Below are 26201 nucleotides of genomic sequence, written 5' to 3'. Positions count from 1 at the left end.
GAGGGGCGGCCTCGGCAGCGGATCTCGCCGAGCGCTCAAGCTTGCCTCGGCGCGTGGTCGTCGAAGCATTCATTCGGCTGATGCGTGCAGGATGGGTCGAGATCGTCGCGACCTCCAAGGGTTCGCTGTTTCAGATCACGCCCTCCGGATCATCCCGGGTGCACTATGAACAGCTGCCCTCAGCGACAGTTACCGAACCGCGATGGAGAGCCTTTGCTGTCGAGCAAGTGACCGGAAGCGTATATCGCGGGCGAGAGCTTGAGCTTTGCCACAAGACCCAGCTTCCGTCCCACACGGACGAAAGCCCTGTCGCTCACCTCGAGGCTTCATCTGCTCATGAGCTTGAAGACATGGGAGATGTGTTCACAGCGATCGAGGGAGAAGACGAACTGATCGTCGGCGTTGATCGCGGATCTGAGAAGCTGGCTGAGCGATATGCTGTGGTGACGGTTCGAGATGGTGTCATCGAGGGCCTTCCGGCGCGCGCGCCGGCGCTTCTGCGTCACCAAATCCTGCATGCGGCCTTCAAAGTTTTAGGTAACGGCCCAGCAGCAGGGCTAGACAAGACCGCTTCCCCAATTGTCCTGAAGGAAGCTCCCGACGAATCTCCTGAGTCCGTCTCCGCAGCCTATGATCCTTCCGACCTTATCGTTGATGGAGACGAGCATTGGCGTTCTTTTGAACGTATCGTTGCTGCGGCTTCCGAACGGGTCGTGATCCATTCCACATTTATAAGTGATGAGCGTGCGGCTATAGTTCTGCCGTTGCTTATGCGCGCTGCCGAACGTGGAGTGAAGATCGACGTCCTTTGGGGGCAAGACGACCTCGGTTCTTCGACACGCTCCGCTCAGTTCGCCGCCGCGAAAATGCAGTCGGCGGTGGATTCTGCCGGCAGAACAGGTGCAATCACAATCCACCCGTTCTCAACCAACTCTCATGCCAAAGTCGTGTTTGCTGATTCCGCCAAAGGTTGGAACGCGCTGATCGGATCGTGCAATTGGCTCGCTTCGGATTTCAAGAGCTTCGAAACATCCCTTCGGCTGCGCGAGCCGCTTCTCATAGGTCAGTTGATCCGCAAACTTGCCGGACTCGCTCAGGGAAGACCGGGGGTATGGAACGATCTTGCGATTGAACTTGCTATTTTGGGGAAACGGGTGATGAACACACCTGGCCCTAAAGGACGGACCGTTCCGATGCGCCTGCTATATGGGTCGGATCACGCGAGGCTCGTGCTGGAAGCTCGTGACGCGGCGACAACCCGAATTTTTGCTCTTAGCCACCGCATTGGGATTACCGCGAAGTCGATGGCGCTGCTTCCGGCGCTCGCAGCCGTGCAGGCCCGCGGAATAGAGGCATCGTTCTTTTATGGGAGAACCACAGGACCGCTTTCAGGAGAGGCCGGTGCTGATCTTGTCAGAACATTTGCCAAAGCCGGCCTGGAAGTCAAACCAGTTCATAAGCCCCGCATTCACGCCAAAGTCTTAGGATGGGATGACGACAATCTGACGGTTTCAAGCCTCAATTGGCTTTCCGCTGATCCTTCGGAAGCAGCACCTTACCGAGAGATTGGGGTGCTCGTCACAGCACCTAAGATAGCAGACAATTTCATTCGCCGCTTTGAGACTGCGGTGGAAATATAAGTGTCTTCAGTGGATCATCGCCTGTTATTGGCCAACTCAAATGGAAACAGCAAAATGGCAGCTATCTATGACGGGCTCGTATTCAAGACCACACTGGAAGCCCGATGGGCAGCTTTTTTCGATCTCGCTAAATGGGATTGGGACGTAAACCCGGTCCCAGTTGGCGATTGGGTACCTGATTTCCGGGTTTCTATCCCGTGCGGGCACTCAGAATGCAGCGGATCGCATGACCTGCTTGTTTCCATCCTACCTGTCGCAAATATCGACGACGCGGGGAACCACCCTGCTTTACTTCAGCGATATGAAATCGAGGGCCCCGGCAGTGAGCATCACAAGGGAATTGATGCCGGTGCAGTTTTCGGTATCAACCCCCATGTCTCCCGATTTGAGTTTGCTCACGGCGCCGGGAGTGGGGTCGATGACGTTCCGATGTGGGTAGAGAACGCCAATGCCCTATGGGAGCAGGCTGGCAAGCGCGTTTCCTGAATTAAGCCATCGAACGCTGCACAAGCCGACCGCCGACCTATGTCGTCATTCTTCAGCCGATGGTCTCATTCATTTTCAACGTCTCCTTCCGCGGAAAGCGGCTCGTTTAATACAGCCTGCCGACTGAGCAACCCAGCATCCTCCAAAGCTTCGATGTCGGGCAAATCTCGCAATGACTGCATGCCGAACGCCGAAAGGAACTGCCTGGTGGTGACATAGGTATAGGGCGCGCCGGGAGTCGGGCTGCGTGGCCCAGAACCAATGAAACCCGCTCCACGCAAATTGCCGATGGTGTCGCGGCTGACCTCCTTGCCGAAAATTTTCGACAGCTCGCCGCGGGTGACCGGCTGGAAATATCCCACCGCCATCAGCACCATCGCCTCAAACTCCGACAGTGCCGCGGCCCCTCCGCGCGTCGGCGCGGACGAAGCGTGGATCGTCTCCGCGAACCGCGGCCGCGTTCGATGCTGCCAGCCGCCGGCGACGGACACCAGCTCGTAGGGCCGGTCGCGCAGTTCCTCCCGGAGATCGTCGATCAGCAGGTCGATGCTGCACTCTTTTCCGACCACCCGCGCGAGCGTCTCGCGGCTGACGGGCTCGATCGAAGCGAAAATCACCGCCTCGACGCGCAGCATCCATTCGCGCCAGCGCAGCTCGGGCGGCAGGTCCTCAAGCTCGCGATCATAGAGGATTTCATCCTCCGACCTCGATTTGCTTCCGCGATGCGTCCTGGTTGCGTTCGTTCCCCCCATCGTCACAACCCATAGATCCGAAACGACGATCGGCCGGACAGTTCGCGCACGGCGCCGAACCCTTCCAGCCGTTCGAACAGCCGGGTCGCGGCCCAGCGCGACAGATTGCTGCCGGACGCCGAGGCCGGCACGGCATCGTCGTCGAGCAGCTTTTGGATGACGACGCCGGCGCCCTTGGTCCGCACTTTTGGCACAGTAGCCAGCAATTTCTCGGCCCGTCGCGCAATCTCACTCGCCGACCGCAGAGCAGCGCTTGTTCCTTCGACCAGAGCCAAGCAGACCGCGCGCGGAAATCCGGTTTCGCCAGGGCGGACGCGGCCCCTGCCCCCCAACGTCTTGAAGGCCGGCCCGTAGCGCTCGGCCATCAGCAGCGGCGCGGGCCGGTCCCACTTCAGCATTACAGCGACAAGCATATCGGCCAGCGCCCAGGCAAGCGGCTCGGCGTCGGGACGATCGGCAACAATCGCCGTCACCAGGTCCGCCGCCGCAAAGGGCGCGACCCGCGCGGACTGCAATACACCGTCGGCATGGTCTACGGCCGCCGTCAGCCGCTCGTCCCAGGCCAGTCCCAGCAGATCGGCCAGCTCGGCCGTGCCCTTCGACGAAAAGCCGGGTTTACGGCTCGCAATCCTTTTGTAGGCCAAAAACACCTTTCCGGCGGGCCCCGTATCGTCGCCGGCGGCCGTGAGCAAAAGCGCATCACGCAACGCGTGTTCGTCCTCGTTGCGCCCGATCAACCGCACCGCCGTCGTAGCGCATTTGAGGGCCTGGCGGGCGCGCCAGCAGCCGGCCCAGACGGGCTCGGAACGAACGATATCGTCCAGTGATTTCAACGCGATGCCGGCGGCGAAGGCGGCGTCCGCTTCCGTCAGCTCGCGGCCGCGCGGAAATGCCCAAGCTGGCAAATTGGCCGGTGGCAGTGTAGTCCGAGCGGGGGCGACGGCGAGCGAATCCATGCGTGCCATGCTACATCATGTGTGCACTTTATGCCATCTAAATTGGCAAAATCCGCACGACTTGTCTTGATTTTATAACGTCCGATAATCTTGCATTATCGGACATTATGCTCATTATAGAGAAATGGCCCAATGTCGGTCCTTGAGGATCGGCGGAAAAGCCGCAAATGCAGGCTTTTTCCTCGTATTTCATTTTGGATCGGTGGAAAATTCTGCCTGATTGAGTGAAATAACGCGCGCCGAACCGTTCGGCCGAGCGCCCCTCCCCCAAGCACATCTCGCCAAAGTCTGCCCAATATGGCAGCGCAGCGCTCGACCCCTCGCAAAACAGCCAGTTTCGGGGCACTTCGGCCAAGGAGGGCCGCTGACGGGCGTGCCGTGGCCTAGATGGGTCGTTCCTATGTCGGATCGGAAAACGCGCTATATGGCCCCGTATTTTAGTCTTAAAACACGCTTGCAAACCCTCATTTTCTCACGCATTCATTATCTGTACAAACGCCCCCAAAAACGAGCCAAAACTAATGCCACAGGTTGCAACCGTTAGCTCCCCCTCCCCTTCGCAACGGCTGATCGGATACGCGCGGGTTTCAACCGACGATCAGCTCAACGATGCCCAGGTCGATGAGTTGCGCGCGGCCGGCTGTGATCGCATTCATCAGGAGCACGGATCCGGCTTGTCCCGTGCAAGACCGGTGCTCACCAAGTTGCTGAAGGATCTGACTGCCGGCGACGTGCTGGTCGTCGTTCGTCTCGATCGCTTGGCGCGATCGGTCAGCCATCTGCTGCAAGTGATCGAAGACCTCGAACAGCGCGGCGTGCATTTCCGCTCGCTGCGCGATCCGATCGACACGTCCACGCCGCAGGGCATGTTTTCTTTGCAGGTGCTCGGTGCCGTCGCCCAGCTCGAGCGCGCGCTGATCGCCGAACGAACCAAGGCCGGCATCAAAGCCGCGAAAGCCAGGGGCAAGCTTCCCGGAAATCCCGGTCTGCGCGAGCGCCGGCCGGAAGCGATCAAGGTCGTGTCGCAAGCGCGCGAGAAACTTTATCTCGACGAACTGATTTCGTCGGCACAGACATGGCTGCCGATTGTGCGGCAACTCCGGCCGCAGCATAGTTGGGACAATGTCGTGCGCATCCTCAATCGCCGCGGTCATGACTGGACGGTCGAACGGCTGCGCCGCGCCGTCCATCGTATGGTGCGCGAGAAGCTGGCCGATCCCGGTTTGCTTGCCCGGTCGCCGCGCCGCGCCCCGGAGGATCATCTCATGAAGCTGGTTGCCGCGATCACCATCGCCGATCCGGCTTTGTCGTTGCGCGACATCGCCGCGCAACTGGACCAAATGGGGGAGCGGCCGGTGCGTGGTGGTAGGAAGTGGCAGCCGTCTTCCGTCAGAGCCCTGTTGGACGAGGCGCATCGCTTCGGCCTCGTTCGCTCTTGAGTGCCTGGTTCATAAGGCGCCCGAGCCTCCTGTCCCACGAACTCCCCTTTTTGGCCGAAATCGCTTTCCAATCCTGGCTGGCCAGGATCTGTTCGGCCAGTTGATGATACTCGATATCGGGTCTGAGCCTGAGCTTCGGAACGGTTTCCAGAATTCCAACCGAATGGGGCGTTTCCGCGTCCTGTGGCAGTGTATTGCGTTTACGATTGGCCAACTCTCGCTCGAGGTAAGACGGCGGCGGTCCGAGCCATCGCCTTGCCTGCGCCAGATCAAGCAACTGCGCCACGGCCATGAATGTGACGATGCGCCACGGAAACGACAGGCAGACGAGAGGGTTGCCGCGGGCGGCGAAAGCGGGAAGGCGTCCCAAGGGAAGCTTCAGGTCAAGCCATGCAATGAACGGTTTGCCATTTGCCTGTGACGGCGACCACAAGGTTTCAATCGCAGCCTTTATCTCATCCAGTGCGACGCCGCCCTCCCTCCCCTCGATAGCGGCGTCTATCGCGGCCGTCAGCATGAGCAGGAAATCTACCGTGGTCGTCCCTTCGACCTTCTTTTGTCCCCCCGATACCGTGATCGAGCAGTGTCCGCAGATCAGCCGCGCCTCTTCCTCGATACATTCGAAGCGGAAGCGGTCCCGTGCGAAACACTGGCCACACCAATCTTGCAGCATGCAACGATGTTTCCGACAAACCGCCGCTTCGACATGAGCCCATTCACGGCGAAGATAGTGATCCCGGCCCTCCGACACATCATCATCAAGGCATTCGAGGCAAATCCCGCGGTCCCGGCGGTCGGCAACATACCAGGCGATCGACCTCACCGATCGGCTCAACATCATTGCTTCGACTTCAGCGATCTTTAGTCTGGCGGTGCGCGCCCACGATCTAAGGACCAGCGGATCCGGGCGAAAATCCCGCAATTCGAAACTGCCGGAAGCCGGCGGCCGATCCTCATGCCCCAGCCAATGCTCGATTTCGCCCGGCGTGCATCCGTAGCGACAAGCCACTCTGGACTGCCAAGATGAGATCAGTTCATTTGGGTAAGGCCGCGGTGCGATCGGCAAGAGGGGGATTTGCCTCACCGCGCCGATCGCCGCTGGAGCGAGCGTTCCGACCGCCGAACCATGGCGACAAGCGGCAACACAAGGTCGTCGCGGCTGAAGCTGTCGGCGGTGATACATTCACCACCGTTGCGGATGGCGTCGGTAGCAACGGTCTCCATCAGCCGGAATATGCGCACAGTCACGCCATCGGTGAGCTCAAGAACCCGCCGGCGAACCGCCGGAGATGTCACTGCCGATGGCCGGCGTAGGGGAAAAATCGACGCCAGGCTCGAAAGAAGCTGGCCCAGCTGTTGATCGTTCGACCAGCGCTCCAGGTGAAACGCTTCGAACCGCTCGGCGAGCTGCGGGTCCGTGAGAAGCGCCTGCCGGGCAAGATCGGTGCCGGCGCAGATCAACGGCACCTTCAGGTCGTTGGCAAGAAAGCGGATCACATTAAGGAAAATCCGTTGCTGGCGAAACGTGCCGGTCAGCATGGCGTGGATCTCGTCGATAACAAGCATTCGCACGCCCATCCTGCGCATCAGGCTACGGCAGATCGTTTTTAAGCGGAATGCCGCGTCGCTGTTCGGCCCCGGCGCGCCGAGCGCATTCAAGAGCTCGCCATAGACATCGCGCTCCAACGGCTCTGCGGGCATCTGCATCGCCACAACCGGCATGAAGGTCACGCCGGTTCCCCTGTCGAAAGTCACGGGATGATCACGAAGAAACTTGCGGATGATCTTTGTTTTTCCCATGCCGGTGTCTCCATATAGGAGCAGGCAGGGCATGCGGTCGCGCGGAGGATAGGAGAGCAGATCCTCGAGCCGCAGCAGGGCCGAATTCGCCTGAGCCGTTTCGAGCCAGCGATCTGCCCGGATCCAGGCGATGTGCTCACTGTCGCTCAACTCGGCATAACTCCGGTAGGCCGGGAGAAGATGGGCATAATCGCTCACGACCATTCCTCCACGGCCAATGGCGACACGTCGACGCAGACATCGTCTTCGACGTCCGATTCCGGTAAATCGGTAGTCCGATCACGGGCTGCCAATGCACGCTCTTTCCGCTCAGCATGGCGGCGCATGGCCCGGGTCTGCTGAACGGCGCTCTCCATAAGCCGCCGTTGCTCGGCGATGGTTTCGAAAATCAGATGCTCGTCGACAGCTCGGACTCCCCGAGCCCTCAGTGCAGCACGCGCCAGGCGATGTTCTCCGAGCGTAATCGGCGGCCGGTCCAGGGCCGCAAAACGCACTGGCCAGATCGAACCGTCTGCCTGCTCCACATAAACACAGGAGAGATCGCGCGGATCATACTTGATCCGGACCTGGCGCGACGATCGCCCAGCCAAAGGACTGAGAACGTCATCCCAATAACGAATTCCGAACAGATGCAGGCCATCCCTGCGGATACAGCGCTCCTCGTAGGGGAGAAAATCGCGCAGAAACTGTTCTGGATCACGCGGCAGGCGCAGGGGCTGGGAACGGGCCGCGACCGCATCGTCCCAGGCTGTCCTCGGCGGAAGCAGCAATGCGCTGTGAACTTCGGCATGGTAGCGGCCGACGATCTGGAGGGCCAACCATCTCTCCAATTCGTCCAGTGTCATTGCGGCATGCTTCTGCGGATCGTAAGAGCCCCGCTTGGCAATGCTGCTCGAAGTGGATCCTGGCAGCAGATGCACTGCGCCCATCATGGTTCCGATCAGCCGTTCGATATGCCCGCCGTAATGCGGCCGCGCCACAGGCCGGTACATCAGCTCGATCCCATGCTCAGGGGCTCCCCTGACAAGGGCCTTGCCATGGAATTCTGCTCCATTGTCGAGGTGAATAACGTCAGGCAATCCAAAAACCGGCCACTCGGCATCAATGCCCTTCGCCTGCAGCCAAGGTTCTTTGGGCATCACCAGATTCTCGATCGCCAAGGCGACTGATGTCGACGATGGGCTTTCCAGGCTGAGATAGAAGCCGGCCACCATGCGGCTGGCAACATCGATCGCCAACGTCAGCCAGGGGCGCTGCAGCGGCTTGCGGCTAACCGCATCGACGATGAACAAATCCACCAGCGTGTGATCGATCTGAATAATCTGAAGGGCATAGTCGGCGTTATATTCTTGCACGACAACGCCGAACTTTTCGGTTGCCGCCTTCGCTCCTTCCCTCCATCGCATAAGTATCTTGGGATCTATGCAGTCTACCCGCGCCCGGACAGCCGTCCACGATGGTGCGCGAACTCCGCGTTCATGGCAAACTTGCCGTACCCGATCGTAAAGAGCGGTGATCGTTGGCCGCTCGCGTTTCCGGTAGGTATCATGAATCGCCGCTTGAATGATCTCCTCAATGTCCTGCGGCAACAGCATTCTACCCTTGGAGGGTCCCGGTATAGCATCCAGCAATGAGCTCGTGACCGGCGATGCGCGATATTGGTTCAGCAGCTTATAGAAACGCGTCTGCCCCAACTTCAGCTCCCGGCAGGCCCTGCCCACATGCGCGGCAGAAAGGCGGGACAGCAAAGCCAAGGGGCGAATAACCTTCTCGCGCGACACAGCCCTCAGCCAGGCTGCGTCGTCGACGGTCAACTTGTCTGGTTTCCGGCCCATCGACGCTCGCTCTTACATCGATCTGCAAATCAGGCTAAATTCCACCGAACCTACTCAAGTTCACTCAATTAGAATGAGCGATTATTGTTACGCGGCAAAGACATGCAGTCCGCTTATTTAAAAAGAGGCACACTTGCTGTCGTTAGATAAGCAGGTTTCAGAACCTAAGAGATGATGCTATTGATAGCTAGACAGACTAGCTAGATTGGAGCGGACTTATGGATTGGCAGCTGCAGGACGCGAAGAACCAGTTTTCGAAAGTGGTGCAAAAGGCACGCTTCGAAGGCCCGCAGGAAATCACCGTGCGTGGAGAGCGCACGGCAGTCGTTTTGTCCGCCAAAGACTATGACGCCTTGCGCGCAGGACGACCGACTTTGGTCGATGACTTGCTCGCCGGTCCCCCTTGGGATGAAGCCTTTGCCGACGAGGTCGACGCGCGGGCAAAAGTGGCAAGCCGCAACGTGGCCTTCTGATGTATCTCGTGGACACGAACATTGTTTCGGAGGCTAGGCGCGGCACGCCGCAGGCAGTATCCTGGCTGCGCTCAGTCGATCCGTTTAGCGTACATCTGAGCGCGCTGACGCTTGGTGAGATTATGCGCGGTATTGCTCTGAAGCAGAAATCAGATCCGAGGGCTGCAGCGCATCTTGCCGAATGGCTACGCAAGCTGCGCCACGACCATGGTGATCGCATCCTAGCAGTGACCGATGAGATCGCGGTCGAATGGGGCCGCATCGCTGCGGTCCGTCCCCGCGGCGACTTTGACGGGCTGATCGCGGCCACTGCGATCGTCCACGACTTGATCCTCGTCACTCGCAACGTCAAGGACTTTGAGGACACAGACGCAGCCGTGATCAATCCATGGGACGTGTAAGATGAACGGGTTTGTTGGGAGCCAAGCTGAGGAAGACGAAACACCGATCTCGGGAGCCGACGTCCCCTCCCCTGCTCTCCCGCCGAGCTCCAATCTGCCAGGACACCTTCAGCAACTCACCGATCGAGCGCGCGGTTACGTCGAGGCAGCCAGCTCAATCAACACCCGCAAAGCCTATGTCTCAGACTGGAAGCACTTTTCTGCGTGGTGCCGGCGCTCCAGCCTTTCCCCCCTCCCCCCGCATCCACAGACAGTCGGGCTTTATATTACCGCCTGTGCTTCCGGCGCGGCCGAACGCGGCATGAAAGCGAATTCTGTTGCAACGATCGAACGCCGCCTCTCGTCGATATCCTGGAATTACGCGCAACGCGGCCTGAGCCTCGATCGCAAGGACCGACATATCGCCACCGTCATGGCCGGCATCCGCAACAGCCATGCCCGCCCGCCGGTCCAGAAGGAAGCGGTCATGGCGGCCGACATCATCGCCATGCTGGAAACGCTCGATCGCGGCACCCTGCGCGGCATCCGCGACCGGGCCATGTTACTCATCGGCTACGCTGGTGGACTTCGGCGGTCGGAGATCGTCGGCCTCGATCTCAAGGCTGATCAGACCGAAGACGGTCGCGGCTGGATCGAGGTCTTCGATAAAGGCATGCTGGTGACGCTTCGCGGCAAGACCGGTTGGCGTGAAGTCGAAATCGGCCGCGGCTCTTCGGACACTACCTGCCCCGTCGCCACCGTCGAAACCTGGATTAAGCTCGCCAAGCTCGCCCATGGCCCGCTGTTTCGGCGGGTGACGGGCCAGGGAAAATCCCTGGGATCGGAGCGCTTGAACGACAAAGAGGTCGCCCGCCTGGTCAAGCGCGCAGCCATGGCTGCCGGCATTCGAGGCGATCTGGCCGAGATCGAGCGGGAGTTCAAATTCTCCGGCCATTCCTTACGCGCTGGCCTTGCATCGTCTGCCGAGGTCGATGAGCGATATGTGCAAAAGCAGCTAGGCCATGCGTCGGCGGAGATGACCCGGCGATATCAGCGTCGGCGTGACCGCTTCATGGTAAACCTGACCAAGGCGGCGGGGCTGTGAGGAACGCTTTGGAGCGCGGTGATGCTGATTAGCCAGGGAGCGGCGCGCAACGCGCGGATCAATTTGCACCTCGCCTGCTCGCTGGCATTGATCGCTGGCGCTCTGAATGCGGCCGCCTTCTATGCGGTGGGCTTTTTCGCTGCCAATATGACTGGCAATGTGTCGGCGCTGTCTGATCATTTTGCGACGGCGCAATGGGGACCAGGCCTCTTTTTCCTCGCCATCGTCGTCACGTTTATCATCGGCGCCACCGTATCCAGCCTGTTGATCAATGCGGGGCGGCGACGGGGGATAGTTGGTATCTACGCTTATAGCATTCTTCTGGAGGCATGCCTCCTCGCTCTGCTTGGCGCCGCCGACATCTGGCTGCTGACGGTCTGGCGCCCTCCCCTCTTGATCCTGGGCCTCTCCTTTCTGATGGGATTGCAGAATGCCACCGTGACGCGGATTTCCGATGCCCGCGTGCGGACAACACATGTCTCCGGCATGGCGACCGATATTGGCATCGAGCTTGGCATCGCCTTCGATATTCTGCGTGGGAGAGAGCCGGATATTCACGCCGCCGAGAACCGCGCGAGGCTGAAGCTCCACGCCTGGACCATTGCCGCCTTTCTCCTCGGGGGCGTTGTCGGCGTTCTCGTCTATCGCGCGATCGGTGGTTATCTGTTTCTGCTCTGCGCCGCGGTGTTGCTGCTGATAGCGATCGGAGGAATTAGAAAGCGCAAAACGTTCACCACAACGGCCACACGTCGGTTTCGCTGGATGCCGCAAAGACGCCGCTGATTTTTCCGTGTAACGCCCGGTCAATTCTGTATGTTGCAATTGGAGCCTGAGACTGAGGGAAGGCGCCCGCGGAACGCTCACCTCAGTGTATTGCCGCGATCCTGATGGTAGCCTCATTGAATCTCAAGCTACCAGGATTGAGAGCAAGGCGCGCAAGGCAGCTTGCCACCCCTATCGCATTCCGTATGATCGCAGCCGGTGGTCCGACGAAGTTTAAAGCATATACATGCGAAGAACACAGAAAACCCTGTTCGTCGCTCCTGCTTTGATAGCTTGTGGTGTAGTCGCCTTTTCCTCTTTCTGTTCGTCACCGGTCATGATCCCGACGAACGGCGGCTGACTCTTGATAGAGTGGATCATTGGCGGCTTATTGATCGGACCGGGATTTGGCTAGCTGCTGAAATGGCGCCGGCTGAGGGGCCGGTGACAAGGCAGGTGTCGGTGCCCGGCCGACAATCCGGTCGCGCGAACTCCACTTCCGTCGTTCAAACCAGTCCGGAGATGCTTGCCACGATGACACCGTTCACATTTGATCCGTTGCCCAGGATCATCACCTTCGACTGCTATGGTACAATCGTACAGTGGCATGAAGTGCTTTTGCGCGAGATCTCCGAGACGCTTGGAAAGCAGTCGGACAGCGTGACTGCGACGGCGGTGCTCGACGAACACGGGATTTCACCCGGCGCAGCCGACATCTAAAGTATTGACTCCTCGGTCAAGACGATGGGCCCGCATCCAGACGCGCGGGACGCTCTTCACCGGTTACGCGAGAGCTACAAGCTGACGATTCTGATCAACTCCGACGACGATCTGATCGCTTCTACTATGGCTCGAATCGGCGTCCCCTTCGACTACGTGATTACCGCTCAGCAGGCGCAGGCTTACAAGCCATCTCCCAAGGCTCTTCGAGTATACCCACCGGCCAATGAGCCGCACTCAACTGATGCTGGCTCAAACGATTGGCCTGACGGGAAACATTTCCTCGCCGTAATGATGAAGGCGGGTGTGATGCCATCGGCATAACCATCGCACTTGCAATGGTAGTCATACTGATCGTGGTGGGCGTCTACCTTCTGTGCCCCGCAGACCTCACAAGTCTGCCTTTCCAGATCGCCCGATGTCACCGCCCGCTGCACCGCGAGAAGGGCATCGTATTTGCCTCGATTCGCACGGCGCCAGTCTGCTTGGTATCGGTTTTGAGCATCGCGGTATCCATCTAGAACTAAGGCGAACACTATACGACGAATTTTGCCTCTCATTGCGAAAACGAAATCAACCCGCTAGGGACGCATTGCTTCGACCAGAACATAGCCCGGGATTGCAACGCTTGCCGTCGTAGCGATGATAACACATCCTAGCCTGACGAGACGAGTTCGACGAGCCTTGCTGGCATCCCATTGATACGACATGATTCTCTCCATCTCCGCGTAATACACCTTTCCGCAAAAACGATGTCGAGTGCAATGTTATGTAATTCCTGTGAACTTATCAGCGCGCCGACGCGGTAAGTTTCGGCCTAATCCCTAATCCCGCCTGCATGCGCAAAGCAGAGCTTGTTGCCTTCCGGGTCGCGGCAGTAGGCCGGATAGAAGTCGTCAGCGTATTTCGGCCTGAGCCCCCGGGGCGCCCTCGTCCATTCCTCCATGTTCGATAGCGGCACGCCAAGCTTCGTCGACAATAGCCCTGGAATATCTGGCGAAGCTGATCTGCACACCGTTGCCCCACGTCGCCGGCAGACTGTTGATCGGTTTTCGGGTAGCGAACTGTTGCCAGCGTTTGCCGATTCGCTTCCAGATGGTGCCCGCCGGATCATCATGATCGGAGGCATGGTCGCGGTGAAGCTCGAGCGGCGCGAGGACGGCATCGTAGAATGCCACCATCACTGCCAGATCCTGCGCTCCGAGCATGATGTGACTGAACATGCCACTTTCTGTTCGATCGCCATCAAAAGGCTCAGCTACGCCGACCTACTGGTCATTGATCGATGGGAGCAAATCCTCCCCCTGCTTCCGTTCATCCTCCCTCAGCACCTCAACCTTCTCTTTCCAGAACTTCGCGGCCTCTTCCGGCTCGTCGTCCCATATGCGGGTGTCGGTTATGTTGTCGTCAATCTTCGACTTTCGAGTGCCGCCGAGGCTCAGGTACTGCTTTGCCGGTCTCAGGGATGGCGTCTCTTCCACGGTAGCTGTTTCCGTTGGCCCTGACTGACGCGATATCTTCCGCAGCCGAAACATCCAGTCATGGCTACCATCGCCCTTTTCCAGAGAGCGCGCGACCGGCCAGATGACGCCGCCGCTTGCAAAGAGCGGCAGCTAGGCGATGACCGGCTTAAGTGCAAGACGCGGAAGGTGATAAAGCCGCTTGAGCACGCTCGCATCTGTCACGAACAGGCTATCGATCGCATGTTTGATATTCGCTGGATCGACGCGGACCGCGTATAGCGCCAGCCCGATTGCCGCTGCTGCTCGCGTCCAACTAAGGAAGAACGCCTACTGCACCCGCAAGCTCGCTCACATCTGTCAGAAAGATAGCTGCGTGCGGGAACGGGAACCAGTGAGGTGTGATTGACAGGAACGGCCCGGGGCCCAAACGATATGAAGAACGCCTGCAAGGTCATACAGCAGCGATAAGCCGGTCCGTGATCGCCGTCGCCATGCGTCGATCGATTGACCTGGGCTCATCGAAGGAACGCCAGGATGGCGGCCGCGAGTTCGTCAAGGCTCTCCTCTGCCACATGATGGTCGCTGTCGATACCATGCCCCTCAACATCGGATGCCCAGTTGCGCCAGATTGCCAGTGGGTCAGCGTAGATCTGCTCGAGATCGTCACGGGTGGACCACAAACACGACGTCGAGCATTACCGCTTTCGGCCTGCATCCCGGTCCTCGCGCTAATGAACATGGTCTATCCGCATTCCCGCGGGGTGATCTTCCACCATGCCGTGGATGACTGCGAGATCGTGCAGGGCGTTGACGAGATCGTCGTAGGCCTCGATGCCCATGAGGTGCGGGGAGACCTGATTGTACCAGGCCATAGGGTCGGCCGGCATTGCCCGTTCCGGCTTTCCGGCTGAGCAAAGAAAAACCAGTGATACAAGTCGCCGGCGAATTTCCAGTCGGCGCGATCAAGATGCTCGATGATGGGCAAGCAATCAATGACGTCAAGCTTCTCGATAACCTCAGGACGATCCTTTGCCATTCGAAAGGCCAAGTAGATCCCGCGATCATGGCGACGACGGAGAACCTCCCGATGGCCGAGCTGCCCCATCAACTCGATGAGAACTTCGGCCCTCTCCCGCTTCGACGAGTAACGACTGTCAGGGGCGCCCGGCAGCACATAAGATTTGCAGGAGCCGGCAGATCCGCGCAAATCACCGAATGAAACGATGCAAGCTTTTCAGCCACCCTTGCACAGGTCATGTGGGTGAAGGGATGGTCATGGAGAAGCAGGGCCGCCGGTCCCTGCCCTCCCTCACTTACGCGGATCTGGCCGCGAGAGGTTTCGATCATTCGGAGTTGAAAGCCCTCGAACATCTGGATCCGTCAGTGGCTTGAGTTCGACGTTGGTGAATTGATCAACCTGGACCATCGACCGAAATAGGTACCGAAAAGATAGGTCGCGAGATCCTCCGGGATACGATATCGCTAGACGTGATGATCGTAAGCGGCGCGGGCGAGAATTTCGAGCACCTTATTTTGCGGCTGAGCTTCATATGACAGCAGCCATTCGGTCACATCTCCCGAAATCGTGCCAGAACTGTCATCATCTACCGACCCGCTCATGAGTTGCCCCTCCCACGAGAGGACTTAATTCGGTTGGTCGTCGCTTCAACCCAGCGACGCGGAAGTACTGCGACCGCCAGCATGCATCCAGACACAAAGGAAGCGCGAGTTCAATTCCTCCTCAAAAAGACATCTCGTCCTTGAATCGACGAAACCTCAAACCCGGAATTTGGCTCCCTCGGCCCATGCCAAGAAGGAGATTTACGACAGCATTTGGCAAATTCGACCACCCGGTCAGTGCGCAGGAAAAATAACTCGTCCAAGAAATCTGCGGGATTGATGATGTCTTCCACTATCTCGATCAATGGCCGCACGACCAACGCAACTTCGCCTACGAAACCTTGGACAGGTTCTCCCGGTAGCCAATCTGCAGACGGTTTCCGATCCCTGAGCCAGCTAGGTGGCGCACTGGCTTCGACTTACTTTTCGGCTTGCCCGATACACCAGCCACGATAGGCGCAAGTGAACCGAGTGCGGTCGTGGAAGCCTTGGTGAAACTACTGCCAAGGACTGCCTCGATGGCGCATCCGTGGCTGGAACGGCAGCCAGTTAGCACATCCTCGAAACGACCGTTGCCAAAGCCTCCCGGGGCACTCCGGAGAATTAGGCCGCAAAATCTGGACCGCCTCCAATATTGACTTCAACAGCACGCCTGACAGCCTTTACAGCTGTAAAGTTGACGCTCCTGCGGGGGAGGGGAGAGCAAGACTTTACAACTGTAAAGTCGCTTAAGCGACTGAGGGCGTTCGCGCCAGCAGGGCGTCAACTTTTCATTAACTAAAAAAAGCTTGTGGAATCGGACCACCTCTGCCAATCATGACGGAAATAGCCCCGTAAAGTGAATTAAACCGTCAAGAGGAACGGATGCATCAGATGGCATCTAAGAGCGTCACAGATACCGCTTCGAAAATCGGCGTATACACGTCGAAGCTTTCTGCGGAACTCCGAGATATGCGCGAGGCTGTCTACCCGCCTGAAGCTCGGAAAACATTTTCGAGAACTTTCTCGACAGTCGATCTCGTTCGACTCCTCGGCGTGCCTGAGAGCACCCTACGCCAACTCACTATTGAAGGAAAAGGGCCGCTTCCCGACAGAGCGGAGAACAACCGTCGTACATATACAGTCGAACAGGTACAAGAACTGCGCTCCTTCCTCGCTTCGCTGCGCCCTGACGACGCCGCACACCTCGTGCCTCATCGGCGAAAGGGCGAAAAGCTCCAAATCCTTGCGACCGCGAACTTCAAGGGTGGAAGTTCTAAGACCACGACCTCAATCCACCTCGCGCATTTTCTCGGTTTGCAAGGCTACAGGGTTCTTTGTGTTGATCTTGATCCGCAAGCATCGATGACCGCACTGTTCGGCATCCAACCGGAATTCGATCTCAACGATAACGAGACCGCCTATGCTGCGATACGGTATGACAACGAGCGTCGTTCATTCCGGGATATAATCAGATCGACGTATTTCCCTGGCGTCGATCTCGTTCCAGGTAATCTCGAACTGATGGATTTCGAGTTCGATACACCGACCTATCTGACGTCCAAAACGCGCGACGAACTTGGTCTGTTCTTTGAGCGAATCAATACCGCGATAGCGAGCGTCGACGAGCTGTATGATTTCGTCATTCTTGATACACCACCTTCACTGGGTTACTCGACGCTCGCTGCCCTTTATGCGGCAAGCTCGCTCATAATCACCGTGCATCCGGCCATGCTCGATGTTGCATCGTGCAATCAGTTTCTGATCATGATTTCAGATCTTTCCGAAGTGCTCGCACAGTTCGGAGCGAAATTCGAACATGATTTCTTTCGTTTCCTGCTGACGCGCGTCAACCCGAACGACGGTCCACAAAAGTACATGGGCGGCGTGATGCGTCGACTGTTTGGTGATGACGTTCTTGTGGCCGAAGCCCTGGAATCCACGGCAATAGCCGGGGCCGCCGTGGCCAAGAAATCGCTTTATGAACTGGAAACGGGTGAGGTTGGCAGAGAAGCCCTCAAGCGCGCGCTCGAAAGCGCCGATAGAGTAAATTTCGAAATCCTGGCACTCGCTCACAAAATTTGGGGACGCAGCCCATGAAGAAGAGCATCCTTCAACGAATGGCCGAGGAGGCCGTCAATCGCACCGAAACCGTTGAGGCTGACGCCACTGAAAGGCCTGTCCCTTCTCGACGACATTCGTCGCCTGTTATCGCAAACGTCGGAAAATCCCTGGCGCACCTCGGTGAGGACAGCATCCTCTCAATCGATCCATCGAGAATAGATCGCTCACCCTACCAGGACCGATTTAACAACGATCACGACGCCGAAGCCGAACTGGAGGCATTGAAGGTCTCGATTGCCGCCGAAGGACAGAAAATACCCGTCCTCGTTCGGCCGCATCCAAGCAAACCTGATTACTACCAGCTCGCCTATGGCCACCGCCGTCTAGCAGCCATAATGTCCCTGATGGCGGACTCCGAGCGACCGGAGACGGTCAAAATAAAAGCGCATGTCCGTAGTCTTACGGACCGCCAGCTCATCGAAGAGCAGGCTGTCGAAAATGGTGTGCGCGAAAATCTGACCTGGATAGAGCAAGCGATGTGGGCTGTTCAGTTAAAGGAAGCCGGCTTGTCTCATCGTGCCATTTGTCCGGTATTGGCTCTGTCCGAAGCAGCCGTCTCACACTTGTTTCGTGTCACATCCGTCATTCCCTCGGACATCATCTTTGCCATCGGTCGCGCCAAATCCGTCGGCCGTCCAAAGTGGACCGCCTTCGCTGAGCTTCTTAAAGACGCTAGCAAGGTCACCGCTGTTCGCGAAATCCTCGATACCGCCGATTTTCTTTCGAAAGATGGAGCGGGTCGTATCGGGATGGCAATGGACAGGGCCAACGGCATCATTCCTACAGAGCCGGGCGAGTCGTCCAATGTGATCAACTTTAAGCTAGGCGAACGGCTGTTCGGGCGCATGAAAAGCTCGCCGACAGGGACAACAGTTACCATCCCGAAAAAGCAAGATGCGTTCGCTCGCTGGTTGGCTGTACGGATGCCTGAGCTAGTACGCGAGTACGATCACCAATTGGACCGCATAAAATGAGGTCCGGTAAGGCAGTTTATCTGGTTCAAAAGGAGCAATAGCGCAAAGAAAAAGGCCACCAAAACGTTCCCGTCGTGGAAGCCTTCCTCAAGTCCTTAAGCAAGATCGAGAATCGCATTTCCACGAATCACAGTCAAGAGTCTTGGCGCCGTTTTTGGTGAGCGGATTTCTTTTGCCTTATGAGGGTGAAGAAATGGATAGTGAACATGCAACGACGCCCTTTGGGCGCCGATCTATGACGTTCGCCTTGTTGTCGAGACAACGACAAATCAGCGAAGCGAAACCAGAAACCAAGAGAAACAAATGGAAGCTCTTCAGGGCTGTTTGTGAGGCCCGCGAGGAGTTGAATGTGTCGGATCGATCTCTATCGGTCCTCGATGCTCTATTATCGTTCTATCCATCCGACGAGCTCACTGCGAAGAACGACCTCATCGTCTTCCCATCGAACGCACAGCTTTCGATACGTGCAAGAGGCATGACAGCAGCGACATTGAGACGTCATCTTGCCGCACTCGTAGACGCTGGCCTTATCCTCCGTAAAGACAGCGCCAACGGCAAACGCTTTGCTCGGCGGAGCAGGGCAGGGGAGATCAACGAAGCTTTCGGCTTCAATTTAGCTCCACTGCTCGCGCGCGCAAGCGAGATCGAAGGTCTCGCAGCGAAAATCACGGCAGATCGGGAGTATTTTCACGCGACACGGGAACGGATCAGTCTTTGCCGGCGCGACATAACCAAGCTTATCCAGCTGGCGCTGGAGGGCCGCGTAGAAGGTGAGTGGGGACATCTCCACGACCGGTTCCGCGCCTTCCTTACATCTTTGCCGCGCCGCCCCTCTCTCGATGAGCTCCAATTCGTGCTCGAGCGTTTGCTCGACCTTCGCGCGACTATCGTCAAGCTTTTGGACCAACACGATAAAACACAAAATATGCGCTCCAAAGAGTCCCAAAATGAGCGCCACATACAGGATTCACAAACACAATCCATTTCTGAATCTGAAAAGCCGATCAATTTACCGGTACCGCTCGACAGAGACGAATATACATCTTCCTGCGTGAGCGAATGCGCAATTGAACCACGGCGTAACACTCAAGGTCAGTCACTTAATCCAAGTGTCCCATTGGACATCGTGCTTCGCGCCTGCCCGGAGATCCACCTGTACGGGCCAGGCGGATCAATCAGCACCTGGCGAGATTTCGTAGCAGCAACCGCAGTGCTAAGACCTATGCTGCAGATCAGTTCTTCCGCCTTCCATGAAGCATGTCTCGCGCTCGGCCCGGAAAACACAGGTGTTGCGATTGCATGCATCTTGGAGAAGGGCGCAGCGATCAATTCTGCCGGAGCCTACCTTCGCGCCCTAACCAAAAGGGCATTGTTGCAGCAATTCACCGTTAAGCCGATGGTTGCAGCGCTCCTGAAGTCCAAGGCGACCCCTTCATGAGGCGAGATTGACCGGCGCGAGACTCGCGAGCCTCATCTATAAGGCACTGAGATACCGGGCTGGGACAGGCACTGGGAGTCTCCACATTATAACGAAGGATTGGATAAGATTGCCTTTCCGCCCTGTCGCGCTGGGATTGGATGCCCGCAGTCGGAACGGTGACATGCTCGGTGATAGGAGGGAAGGAAACGGGAGCGGGGCGAGTGTACCTTAAGTGCTCGCCGTGTGGTCTTGCGGTCATCCCCGGATAGCTGGTACAGCAACGCCAGAGATCGAGGCATCATTCCGTGAAAAAAATCAACCGCAGCTTCACCGTCGAGTACAAGAATGCGCGACGCAGGTCAGAGCGCAAACCGGATTCGATATGGGGAGACCTCGATTTGAAGTCGGTGGCTCAACAGGCAAACGAAGCTACAGTTTCCTCAACCCGTGATCATGGTGACGCCTCCCAGGTGGACGAGCCTATCGGGCAGGACAGATCGATAGATCAGATGTTGACACCGGCGCTGCAGCAGTCGAACAATGCATCGGAGATAGAGGAGATCCATATGCCCGACGAAATGGAAACCGTGACGGAAACCAATACGCAGGAGCCCGTCGTGGCGCTTGCTGCGCCGCTCAAACAGCGCAAGCCGCGAATAAAGAAGGCGGACCCGGATCAGTCGCAAGTGACGGCCGCACCGGGCGGCGCCGATGCGACAGAGGTCAGGGGCAAGCGCGGCCGTAAAGCCGGAGCGATCGTGGCTGCAAGAACTCCAAGGAGCAAGCTTATCAAGAGCGAGAGCAACATCTCTGATGCTTCATCGACCGCCCCGGTGGACGCGATCGATGACATCGCGGAACTCCTGCGGCTCGAAGACGAAAACCGCAACCTTCGCAAGCAGCTTTCCGAAAAGCTGAGGGCCGAAAATGCGGATCTGCGAAAGCGGCTCAATCTCGCTTGACGGGCGAAGGCATCCCCAGCCAGCCGTGACAGTCATCCCGGCGGGGTCACCGCGACCGTCCGGTTCGCGCTCGCTTTGTGTATGCGGGTAGAACACGAGGTCAATGACAATGGCATCCTTATGGAATTTCGTTGCTCGTTTGACGTCACGGCGACGCCAGGAGCCGCAACAGCGCATGTCGGCCCCCGACGTTGAGCAACAGGACGCCGCGAGTCTGCTCGCTGCCAAGGCGGTTTCCGACGACGTGAAGACCGTGAGCAATCCACCGCAAGCTGGGCCGATCACGGGGGAGGCGGCTAAAGCGGTCGCCGCAGTCGATCTTACGGTGAACCCCGGGGCGGCACAGGCGACGGATTCTGCTGCTCCTGCCGTGTCTCGTGACGACGATGTTGTCGCTGCAGAGTCCGATATCCAAACGAGGCCTTCCGCCCGTCGGGCTCCTGCGCCAAGGCGAGGCAAGAACAAGGCGGATGAATCAGTCACCCGACGCCAGCTTGCGAACGCTGCTACCGTAACGCCTCTGGCCTTCACCCTCGATGACGAGATAAAGCTCTTGCGCAGCGAACTTATCGGCAAACTTCGGCTGCAGAACTCTCAACTCAAAACCATGCTGGAGCGGTTTAAATGCTAACTCGCGTCCTGCGGTCATGCGGGGCAAACCGGCGACCGTCCGAAGAACGATCGCCTCACCTAACCTAACCTGACGATCCTGGCGCTCGGCGCTTTCCCATCATTGCGAGGTGAGATCACCAAACCAGGTGCGGCGGACAAGACTGCTCAGACTGCGTGCAGCGTTGGAGGACACAGCCTGTTCAACTGCATTGCGCATACAGCGATGGCGTGCCGGATGATGCACACTGACGCGACGATCATTCGATCGGTTCGAAATTGGAAACGGGAGTAAAAGACAAAGACGGAAGTACCGCATACGCGTTCATCGCCTCAAGAATCGGGATACCGCTGAAATGTCGTGGTGGAAAGAATGTAGAAATGCTAAGAGGCAGGAAAATCGAACAGAGGGCGACGTGTGCTGGTAGTAGAGAATCGGCGTCGTGTTTTGCCGCAATCAGACATGCTTTTCGCTTCATTCAGGCCCAATGCTTTCAACAATTTCGTATCTTTGGATGAATGCACCTAACCCGTCGTTCAGGAGAGCAAGAATACTCTTCTTGTTGATAGGAGTTGTTATCACTTTTTCCACGATCATGACCGGCCACTTCATTTCCGGATCGGCTGCTATATCGTCACGCATCTCTAGCAGGGCGCGCTGAGCCTCCTCACGACTATCGAAGAAAATATCTGGAATGCCTGTTGGCTTCCAACGCTCCTCGGCTGGAGTACCCGCATTTGAGTATGTGTAGAAAGTAAAGACAGTATCCTGTTCCAACGGTTTCTCCTAAAGCAACCGCGGCGGTTCGCCCCCGCCGTCCAATGCTCATTGACCCCTGGTGATCGGGGGATTCGAAACCGCATACCACGGCCCCATGGCCTTTAGTCCCGGAGAACCTATTGCATACGCCACAGGTCCCCCGACCGCAAAGGTCAAGGAGTCTGATGCCTTACGGGTGGCACCAACCGGGTATGAGGGGTTTCGACGCCCCGAAGCGGCGCGTACCGCTTCGGGGCGGAAGATACGCGATCCCGTTGAATTTGTCCTGAAATTTTTCCGCTCATGCGCGCTCATCGCGCCACTCTTTGAGCATCAGGTGCACTAGCACCGAAGCGTGAGGGGAGGCGAGGCGACTAAGGACAGTTAGCTGAGCCATGGGCTGTATCCACTTCAGCTAAGACGATCGGACCACGAAAACTACATCATGCGGGACCAATCACTGCGCCCAGAACCAGGCAGTCCATTGTAGAGACCCTCGCCGAACTGCGTTGGATCAAAGAACCAGGCCCGATCTGGACTGCTGATATTTTGGGCGGCTCTGACCGAGCTCCGGGCACCTTTGATCTTTGCGATCAAGCTTGCTCGTAGTCGAATGAGGCCGGCTTAAGAGCCGGCCCGCCCCTTTGGGTGCCGCTTGCGAGCCGGCGGCGGCAAGGGAAGCTTCGCCGCGGCGGGCAGGCGGTGCTTGTAGCACCCGATTTCCCAGCAAGTCCCGCCGCGCCCTTGCCTCCGCATGCTCTTCGCGGCTGTCAGATGGGGTCCCGCGAAATCTGCGGGAAGGCAACCCAAGTGGAAAAGAGGGCGGCTGAATAAGGCCGGAAAACAATGGAAAAGAAGGAAATCGAGGAGCTGCGCAGCCGTGTGCGATGCTCGGCGGTGTTGGAAAAGGCGGGCTTCGCCATCGATTTGAAGGAGAGCACCCGGCGGGCGGTAAAATATCGCCGTGACAGCGAAATCATCATCATGATCCATGACGGTCACGGCTGGTTCGATCCGCTTTCCGAAGCCAAGGGTGACGTATTCTCGCTCGTCACCCATTTGGATGGAGTCGGGTTTACGGCAGCACGTGATCGCGTTGCCGATCTGACCGGCTATGTCCCGCACGAAACCGTCAGGAGGGCTCCCGATCGTGCCCGCGGGCCAAACCTCGCAATTGCCGAACGATGGAACCGCCAACGCCGGCCATGGCCCGGTTCGCAGACCTGGCACTATCTCTCCGCAATGAGGTTGCTGCCACCCCATACACTCCATGCTGCCATTTCCAAGAACCATCTTCGCGAAGGACCTTACGGCAGCATGTGGGCCGCCCACACGAATGATCTTGGCACCATTACGGGTTGGGAGGAGCGCGGCCCGGAATGGAGGGGTTTTTCGACCGGGGGAACAAAGGTCCTGTTTCGCCTCGGCCGGTCTGCGGCGTCCCGGCTCTGCGTCACGGAAGCGGCGATCGATGCCATGAGCCTTGCTGCCTTCGAGGGTCTGCGTGATGGTACCCTCTATCTCAGTACCGGCGGGGGCTGGTCTCCGGCAACAGATGCGGCGCTGCGTATCCTAACCGCCTCGTCCCGCGTCCAATTGGTCGCGGCAACTGACAATAACACGCAGGGCGACACGTTCGCCGATCGGCTTCGAACCCTTGCCGAAGAGGCGGGCTGCGGCTGGCAGCGACTGCGGCCGCCCGCCGATGACTGGAATGAGGCTCTGCAGGAAAGGGAAAAGGAAAAAAGAGAAAGACGGGAGGCAAAACGAGGCGTGCCGCATGCGCGCCGCCCGCATCAAGGGAAGCTGCGCCCGGCCTGAGCCGGCCCTTGACCCGGCCGGTCGCGATGCCGGCGGCAGGGGAGGGGTGATGAAGGACTGAAGAGGATGGTGAGGTCGAGAGGACAGCGCCGCGCATCGGTCCTGAACAACTCCCAAGGAGCCGGGATATGAATACCTCATCCACAATTCGCAAGGTCTATCAGGGGGTCGCCGACCGCCACCAGATGTTCCGAATGTTCGACCGCCATGCCCAGCGACCTGATCGTTGGAACGGCGATGCAACATCGCTCTACAGCGGGGAATGGTTCGAGATCCGCGAGAGCGAACACGATTATATGTTCGAGATCCTGCCGCCCATGTGGATCCGCGGGTCGATGTTCGCCATGCGCGAGTTTCTGACCGGCTCGGTCACCAGCGTCTTTTTCGCGTTGCGCATCGACGGCGCCATCCGGCACTTCCACGGCTATTGCGATCTTTCCGACACCTCTTCTGTTGAGGCCTTGCGCCTTGCCATCATCGAGCGCGAAACCCGGCCGGTCCGCGCCATGACCCGTGATGAGCGCCTGGACCATATCTGGAGCAGCACCGCCGATGATTATCGCGGCTATGCCGGCGATCGCTGGCCATATGCCTCACGCGGCAAGAAAACGATCATCCTCTATGGTGGCGCGGCAGGCACCACGCTCAAGCTGCTTGAAGACCTGACCGACGACGAGGTCGCGGCCAAGTTGCCGGTGCATCTGCGCCACCTCACCGTCTTCATCGCAGCGTGACGAGGCGTGACATGACAGACTACCGCACCGAGACTGTCGTGACGCCGGACCTTCCGGCAAGCGACATGACACCGCTCGAGCGTCTGATGTTATCCCTCGTCTTCGATGAAGAAGCGTGGAGCGATGGGACCTTCTTCAGCGCCTGGAACAGTCCCAACGAACTGATCTCGCCACGCGAAGACGAATTGCGCGCGGCGCTTGAAGGGTCTTGTGGATCGGAAAGCCGGTTCCACGAGCATATCACCAGCCTGCTTGCGGCATTTGATGCCAAAGACGACGCCGAGCGTGGCTTCTATATCGAGATCGACCTGACCACCAGCAAGGGCGGTTGGCCCGAGATCCTGCAGGATATTGTGCGGCGCTCCGCCACCCTTGAGGAAATCGTAGTCTGGGCGGCGTTCACCTGCTCGAAAATGCGCGCAGACGGCTTTGGCGGCAGTGTCATGCGCATTACCGGCACGGCGATCCAGTATTCCTCGACGACCGACATGCTGGAGCGCATGTGGAACGAGCACCCAACGCAGCCGGCGCCAGAAACCTGCTCGAATGAAACCGGTGGCCATGAAGCCCGCAGCCGTCTGGAGGGCATCGCCGCCACCGCCGGATGGAACAGTTTCACCTTGTTGCTGCAAATCTCCCGCTGGCTTGACCAGAACCGGCACACCGAAGCACTGGCCGGCTATCTCGAGAGCCTCGCATCCGACGAGACGGACTGACGTCAGTCCCACCACACAACACCAACATGAAGGGGCGATCCGTTATGCCCACCACCTCCCTCTTTTCACCGTTCCGCCGTATCAACACGGGGGCGGCCTCTGCTGCTGAGGTCCGAGCGCTCCTGTCGAGGCACGATACAGCGCCCATGTCCCTGCGACGGTTCACCGGTGTCCTACATGCTGGCGAGTGGTTCGAGCTCGACGAGCCCGCGGCGCGCGAGATGGCCGGTCTTTTTCTTGCCAGTCTACCGCCCGGGGGTCTGACTGTTCTTCCCGGACGGCGTCCCGAACAGATCCGGTCTGTCCTCTTCAGCCTCGTGACCCGTGATGGCGAGCGCTGGTTCCACGGTTTCGTCAGCGTCACCGATCCCGCGATGACACCTGAGGCCATGCGCGTAGCAATTGTTGCGCGGGAAACCGGCGAACCTGTCCCCGACATTCGCCAGGAACTGCTCGAACGCATCTGGAACGCTGCGGGTACCGATCGCGGCTATGCCGACGAGGTCTGGCCGCCGGGAAATGAGGGCTTCAGGACGGTCATTGTCCGCAATCCGGGCTTCCGGCCGGTCCTCAAACTCCTCGCTCATCTCTCTGCCGCGGAGGTGCAGCAGCTCTTGCATGAGTCCTGACCACCATCCGCCACGCGGCGGTCAACCAACATTCATTTCGAC

At 58.3% G+C, this 26201-nt stretch carries 26 protein-coding genes and 4 pseudogenes; 18 read left to right on the top strand and 12 right to left on the bottom strand.

Going from position 1 to position 26201, the window contains the following annotated elements; translation table 11 throughout:
* Positions 1-53 precede the first annotated feature (53 nt).
* The gene (locus tag FG152_RS17535) at positions 54-1640 is read left to right on the top strand and encodes a phospholipase D-like domain-containing protein (protein WP_498987505.1); all 1587 of its coding nucleotides are present in this window, start codon (positions 54-56) and stop codon (positions 1638-1640) included.
* A complete protein-coding gene (locus FG152_RS17530; RefSeq protein WP_498987502.1) occupies positions 1641-2126 on the top strand; it encodes a hypothetical protein in 486 nt (161 codons plus the stop codon).
* A gap of 65 nt (positions 2127-2191) precedes the next feature.
* Here the strand turns inward: FG152_RS17530 and scpB are convergent, their stop codons facing one another.
* On the bottom strand, positions 2192-2878 hold the full coding sequence (gene scpB, locus FG152_RS17525; protein ID WP_498987500.1) for an SMC-Scp complex subunit ScpB: 687 nt from the start codon (positions 2876-2878) through the stop codon (positions 2192-2194).
* Between the two features lie 2 nt (positions 2879-2880).
* Positions 2881-3834 (bottom strand): DUF1403 family protein, encoded by a 954-nt coding sequence (locus FG152_RS17520; RefSeq protein ID WP_498987852.1) that lies wholly within the window; start codon positions 3832-3834, stop codon positions 2881-2883.
* 521 nt (positions 3835-4355) lie between these two features.
* Between FG152_RS17520 and FG152_RS17515 the strand changes: the two genes are divergently transcribed.
* On the top strand, positions 4356-5273 hold the full coding sequence (locus tag FG152_RS17515; protein ID WP_498987498.1) for a recombinase family protein: 918 nt from the start codon (positions 4356-4358) through the stop codon (positions 5271-5273).
* Here the strand turns inward: FG152_RS17515 and FG152_RS17510 are convergent.
* Genes FG152_RS17510 through FG152_RS17500 form a run of 3 tightly spaced genes read right to left on the bottom strand, consistent with a single transcriptional unit; the run spans position 5224 to position 8887 of the window.
* Positions 5224-6339, bottom strand: a complete 1116-nt coding sequence (locus FG152_RS17510; RefSeq protein WP_498987495.1) for a TniQ family protein — start codon at positions 6337-6339, stop codon at positions 5224-5226. The two genes, FG152_RS17515 and FG152_RS17510, sit on opposite strands and share 50 nt — an antisense overlap.
* A gap of 14 nt (positions 6340-6353) precedes the next feature.
* Complete coding sequence (locus tag FG152_RS17505; RefSeq protein ID WP_498987492.1) at positions 6354-7277, bottom strand: TniB family NTP-binding protein; 924 nt, start codon at positions 7275-7277, stop codon at positions 6354-6356.
* Positions 7268-8887 carry a TnsB C-terminal domain-containing protein gene (locus tag FG152_RS17500; RefSeq protein WP_498987491.1) on the bottom strand — a complete coding sequence of 540 codons (1620 nt, stop codon included), beginning with the start codon at positions 8885-8887 and terminating at the stop codon, positions 7268-7270. Before FG152_RS17500 ends, FG152_RS17505 begins: the two co-directional genes overlap by 10 nt.
* A gap of 239 nt (positions 8888-9126) precedes the next feature.
* Here FG152_RS17500 and FG152_RS17495 point away from each other — a divergent pair, with 239 nt between their 5' ends.
* The 6 genes and pseudogenes from FG152_RS17495 (at position 9127) to FG152_RS17470 (ending at position 12348) form a co-directional block, all read left to right on the top strand.
* Positions 9127-9381, top strand: coding sequence for a type II toxin-antitoxin system Phd/YefM family antitoxin (locus tag FG152_RS17495; protein ID WP_498987489.1), 255 nt, complete (start codon positions 9127-9129; stop codon positions 9379-9381).
* The gene (locus tag FG152_RS17490) at positions 9381-9782 is read left to right on the top strand and encodes a type II toxin-antitoxin system VapC family toxin (RefSeq protein ID WP_498987487.1); all 402 of its coding nucleotides are present in this window, start codon (positions 9381-9383) and stop codon (positions 9780-9782) included. Before FG152_RS17495 ends, FG152_RS17490 begins: the two co-directional genes overlap by 1 nt.
* 1 nt (position 9783) lies before the next feature.
* A complete protein-coding gene (locus FG152_RS17485) occupies positions 9784-10866 on the top strand; it encodes a site-specific integrase (protein ID WP_498987485.1) in 1083 nt (360 codons plus the stop codon).
* A gap of 21 nt (positions 10867-10887) precedes the next feature.
* Positions 10888-11649, top strand: coding sequence for a YoaK family protein (locus FG152_RS17480; protein ID WP_498987482.1), 762 nt, complete (start codon positions 10888-10890; stop codon positions 11647-11649).
* A 55-nt stretch (positions 11650-11704) separates the two neighbouring features.
* Positions 11705-11790 (top strand): annotated as a pseudogene (locus FG152_RS17475) (VOC family protein); the annotation flags it as partial.
* 372 nt (positions 11791-12162) lie between these two features.
* Positions 12163-12348: a hypothetical protein gene (locus tag FG152_RS17470; protein ID WP_498987479.1), complete on the top strand. Its 186-nt coding sequence runs from the start codon at positions 12163-12165 to the stop codon at positions 12346-12348.
* 252 nt (positions 12349-12600) lie between these two features.
* Here the strand turns inward: FG152_RS17470 and FG152_RS17465 are convergent.
* From FG152_RS17465 to FG152_RS17440, 6 genes and pseudogenes are all read right to left on the bottom strand, one after another.
* Positions 12601-12884 (bottom strand): annotated as a pseudogene (locus FG152_RS17465) (hypothetical protein).
* 45 nt (positions 12885-12929) lie between these two features.
* On the bottom strand, positions 12930-13058 hold the full coding sequence (locus tag FG152_RS17460; protein WP_498987477.1) for a hypothetical protein: 129 nt from the start codon (positions 13056-13058) through the stop codon (positions 12930-12932).
* Between the two features lie 186 nt (positions 13059-13244).
* Complete coding sequence (locus FG152_RS17455; RefSeq protein ID WP_498987475.1) at positions 13245-13571, bottom strand: VOC family protein; 327 nt, start codon at positions 13569-13571, stop codon at positions 13245-13247.
* A 45-nt stretch (positions 13572-13616) separates the two neighbouring features.
* A pseudogene (locus FG152_RS17450) lies at positions 13617-13823 on the bottom strand (hypothetical protein); the annotation flags it as partial.
* A 503-nt stretch (positions 13824-14326) separates the two neighbouring features.
* Positions 14327-15182, bottom strand: a pseudogene (locus FG152_RS17445) (alpha/beta fold hydrolase).
* 111 nt (positions 15183-15293) lie between these two features.
* Complete coding sequence (locus FG152_RS17440) at positions 15294-15431, bottom strand: hypothetical protein (RefSeq protein ID WP_498987473.1); 138 nt, start codon at positions 15429-15431, stop codon at positions 15294-15296.
* A gap of 864 nt (positions 15432-16295) precedes the next feature.
* On the opposite strand from FG152_RS17440, the gene repA reads away from it, so the two are divergent.
* The 5 genes from repA to FG152_RS17415 all read left to right on the top strand — a co-directional run bounded on the left by repA (position 16296) and on the right by FG152_RS17415 (position 21521).
* Positions 16296-17510 (top strand): plasmid partitioning protein RepA, encoded by a 1215-nt coding sequence (repA, locus tag FG152_RS17435; protein ID WP_498987470.1) that lies wholly within the window; start codon positions 16296-16298, stop codon positions 17508-17510.
* Positions 17507-18508 (top strand): plasmid partitioning protein RepB, encoded by a 1002-nt coding sequence (gene repB, locus FG152_RS17430; protein WP_498987467.1) that lies wholly within the window; start codon positions 17507-17509, stop codon positions 18506-18508. Before repA ends, repB begins: the two co-directional genes overlap by 4 nt.
* A 193-nt stretch (positions 18509-18701) precedes the next feature.
* Positions 18702-19946, top strand: a complete 1245-nt coding sequence (gene repC / locus FG152_RS17425) for a plasmid replication protein RepC (protein WP_498987850.1) — start codon at positions 18702-18704, stop codon at positions 19944-19946.
* A 287-nt stretch (positions 19947-20233) separates the two neighbouring features.
* Positions 20234-20890, top strand: a complete 657-nt coding sequence (locus tag FG152_RS17420) for a transcriptional regulator (RefSeq protein WP_498987464.1) — start codon at positions 20234-20236, stop codon at positions 20888-20890.
* 175 nt (positions 20891-21065) lie between these two features.
* On the top strand, positions 21066-21521 hold the full coding sequence (locus FG152_RS17415) for a hypothetical protein (protein ID WP_498987462.1): 456 nt from the start codon (positions 21066-21068) through the stop codon (positions 21519-21521).
* 453 nt (positions 21522-21974) lie between these two features.
* Here the strand turns inward: FG152_RS17415 and FG152_RS17410 are convergent, their stop codons facing one another.
* The gene (locus tag FG152_RS17410; RefSeq protein WP_498987460.1) at positions 21975-22277 is read right to left on the bottom strand and encodes a hypothetical protein; all 303 of its coding nucleotides are present in this window, start codon (positions 22275-22277) and stop codon (positions 21975-21977) included.
* Positions 22278-23105: 828 nt separating this feature from the next.
* On the opposite strand from FG152_RS17410, the gene FG152_RS17405 reads away from it, so the two are divergent.
* The 4 genes from FG152_RS17405 to FG152_RS17390 all read left to right on the top strand — a co-directional run bounded on the left by FG152_RS17405 (position 23106) and on the right by FG152_RS17390 (position 26159).
* Entirely contained in the window at positions 23106-24080 is a 975-nt protein-coding gene (locus FG152_RS17405; RefSeq protein WP_498987457.1) for a DUF3991 and toprim domain-containing protein, read from the top strand.
* Positions 24081-24208: 128 nt separating this feature from the next.
* On the top strand, positions 24209-24814 hold the full coding sequence (locus FG152_RS17400) for a DUF1419 domain-containing protein (RefSeq protein ID WP_498987455.1): 606 nt from the start codon (positions 24209-24211) through the stop codon (positions 24812-24814).
* 11 nt (positions 24815-24825) lie between these two features.
* Entirely contained in the window at positions 24826-25530 is a 705-nt protein-coding gene (locus FG152_RS17395) for a hypothetical protein (protein ID WP_498987453.1), read from the top strand.
* A gap of 44 nt (positions 25531-25574) precedes the next feature.
* Positions 25575-26159 (top strand): DUF1419 domain-containing protein, encoded by a 585-nt coding sequence (locus FG152_RS17390; RefSeq protein WP_498987450.1) that lies wholly within the window; start codon positions 25575-25577, stop codon positions 26157-26159.
* Positions 26160-26201 lie beyond the last annotated feature (42 nt).

It is taken from the genome of Ochrobactrum sp. XJ1, from assembly GCF_024701725.1.
GTDB classification, from domain to species: domain Bacteria; phylum Pseudomonadota; class Alphaproteobacteria; order Rhizobiales; family Rhizobiaceae; genus Brucella; species Brucella anthropi.
The sequence above is the reverse complement of the archived record's forward strand: the minus strand, read 5'-3'. Positions and strand labels throughout refer to the sequence as shown.

Bases quoted from the DNA above. Each gene is read 5' to 3' on its own strand.
- scpB (WP_498987500.1), bottom strand. From the start codon at position 2,878: ATGGGGGGAACGAACGCAACCAGGACGCATCGCGGAAGCAAATCGAGG.
- FG152_RS17520 (WP_498987852.1), bottom strand. From the start codon at position 3,834: ATGGATTCGCTCGCCGTCGCCCCCGCTCGGACTACACTGCCACCGGCC.
- FG152_RS17515 (WP_498987498.1), top strand. From the start codon at position 4,356: ATGCCACAGGTTGCAACCGTTAGCTCCCCCTCCCCTTCGCAACGGCTG.
- FG152_RS17505 (WP_498987492.1), bottom strand. From the start codon at position 7,277: ATGGTCGTGAGCGATTATGCCCATCTTCTCCCGGCCTACCGGAGTTAT.
- FG152_RS17495 (WP_498987489.1), top strand. From the start codon at position 9,127: ATGGATTGGCAGCTGCAGGACGCGAAGAACCAGTTTTCGAAAGTGGTG.
- FG152_RS17490 (WP_498987487.1), top strand. From the start codon at position 9,381: ATGTATCTCGTGGACACGAACATTGTTTCGGAGGCTAGGCGCGGCACG.
- FG152_RS17485 (WP_498987485.1), top strand. From the start codon at position 9,784: ATGAACGGGTTTGTTGGGAGCCAAGCTGAGGAAGACGAAACACCGATC.
- FG152_RS17480 (WP_498987482.1), top strand. From the start codon at position 10,888: ATGCTGATTAGCCAGGGAGCGGCGCGCAACGCGCGGATCAATTTGCAC.
- FG152_RS17470 (WP_498987479.1), top strand. From the start codon at position 12,163: ATGACACCGTTCACATTTGATCCGTTGCCCAGGATCATCACCTTCGAC.
- FG152_RS17460 (WP_498987477.1), bottom strand. From the start codon at position 13,058: ATGTCGTATCAATGGGATGCCAGCAAGGCTCGTCGAACTCGTCTCGTC.
- FG152_RS17455 (WP_498987475.1), bottom strand. From the start codon at position 13,571: ATGTTCAGTCACATCATGCTCGGAGCGCAGGATCTGGCAGTGATGGTG.
- FG152_RS17440 (WP_498987473.1), bottom strand. From the start codon at position 15,431: ATGAGCGGGTCGGTAGATGATGACAGTTCTGGCACGATTTCGGGAGAT.
- repA (WP_498987470.1), top strand. From the start codon at position 16,296: ATGCATCAGATGGCATCTAAGAGCGTCACAGATACCGCTTCGAAAATC.
- repB (WP_498987467.1), top strand. From the start codon at position 17,507: ATGAAGAAGAGCATCCTTCAACGAATGGCCGAGGAGGCCGTCAATCGC.
- repC (WP_498987850.1), top strand. From the start codon at position 18,702: ATGGATAGTGAACATGCAACGACGCCCTTTGGGCGCCGATCTATGACG.
- FG152_RS17415 (WP_498987462.1), top strand. From the start codon at position 21,066: ATGTCGGCCCCCGACGTTGAGCAACAGGACGCCGCGAGTCTGCTCGCT.
- FG152_RS17405 (WP_498987457.1), top strand. From the start codon at position 23,106: ATGGAAAAGAAGGAAATCGAGGAGCTGCGCAGCCGTGTGCGATGCTCG.
- FG152_RS17400 (WP_498987455.1), top strand. From the start codon at position 24,209: ATGAATACCTCATCCACAATTCGCAAGGTCTATCAGGGGGTCGCCGAC.
- FG152_RS17395 (WP_498987453.1), top strand. From the start codon at position 24,826: ATGACAGACTACCGCACCGAGACTGTCGTGACGCCGGACCTTCCGGCA.
- FG152_RS17390 (WP_498987450.1), top strand. From the start codon at position 25,575: ATGCCCACCACCTCCCTCTTTTCACCGTTCCGCCGTATCAACACGGGG.